At 63.8% G+C, this 992-nt stretch carries 1 protein-coding gene; it reads right to left on the bottom strand.

Annotated features, from left to right (window positions below; genetic code table 11):
* A partial coding sequence (locus SB751_RS27965; RefSeq protein ID WP_410748784.1) for a bifunctional UDP-4-keto-pentose/UDP-xylose synthase occupies window positions 1-992 on the bottom strand: 992 nt, incomplete at both ends.

The following is a 992-nucleotide window of genomic DNA, read 5'->3' on the forward strand; positions in this document are numbered from 1 at the left end:
ACCAGCGTACGCGCCTCCACCACCTTGTCGCGGTAGGCCTCGAAGATGCGGCGCAGCGCCTGCTCCATGTTCAGCTTCGGCTGCCAGCCCAGCTCCTCGATCGTGTTGTCGATCTTCGGCACGCGGTGCTGCACGTCCTGGTAGCCCTTGCCGTAGAACTCGCCGGAGGACGTCTCCACGATCTTCGTCTTGCGTGCCTCGTCGGCGTACTCGGGGTAGTCGGCGGCCATCTTCAGCATCATCTCGGCCAGCTCGCGCACCGAGTGGATATTGGCCGGGTTGCCGATATTGAAGATCTTGCCGCTGGCCACGCCGTTCTTGTTCTCGATGATCTGCATCAGCGCCGAGATGCCGTCCGAGATATCGGCAAACGCGCGCTTCTGGGCGCCGCCGTCGACCAGCTTGATCGGCTCGCCGCGCACGATATGGCCCAGGAACTGCGTCACCACGCGCGAGGAGCCTTCCTTCGACTCGAAGATCGAATCCAGCCCGGCGCCGATCCAGTTGAACGGGCGGAACAGCGTGTAGTTCAGCCCTTCCTCCATGCCGTAGGCGTGGATCACGCGGTCCATCAGCTGCTTGGAGCAGGCGTAGATCCAGCGCGGCTTGTTGATCGGGCCGTAGACCAGCGGGGAGGCTTCCGGGTCGAATTCATCATCGGCGCACATGCCGTAGACCTCGGAGGTGGACGGGAACACCAGGTGCTTCTTGTACTTCACGGCCGCCCGCACCATCGGCAGGTTGGCCTCGAAATCGAGCTCGAACACGCGCAGCGGGTGGCGCACGTAGGTGGCCGGGGTGGCGATGGCCACCAGCGGCAGCACCACGTCGCACTTGCGGATGTTGTACTCGATCCACTCCTTGTTGATGGTGATGTCACCCTCGAAGAAGTGCATGCGCGGATGGCTCACCAGGTCGCCGAGGCGGTCGGAGGCCATGTCCATGCCGTAGACCTCCCAGTCGGTGGTCTCCAGGATGCGGCGCGTGAGGTG

Source organism: Cupriavidus sp. SIMBA_020, from assembly GCF_046535395.1.
In the GTDB taxonomy this organism is placed as follows: domain Bacteria; phylum Pseudomonadota; class Gammaproteobacteria; order Burkholderiales; family Burkholderiaceae; genus Cupriavidus; species Cupriavidus campinensis.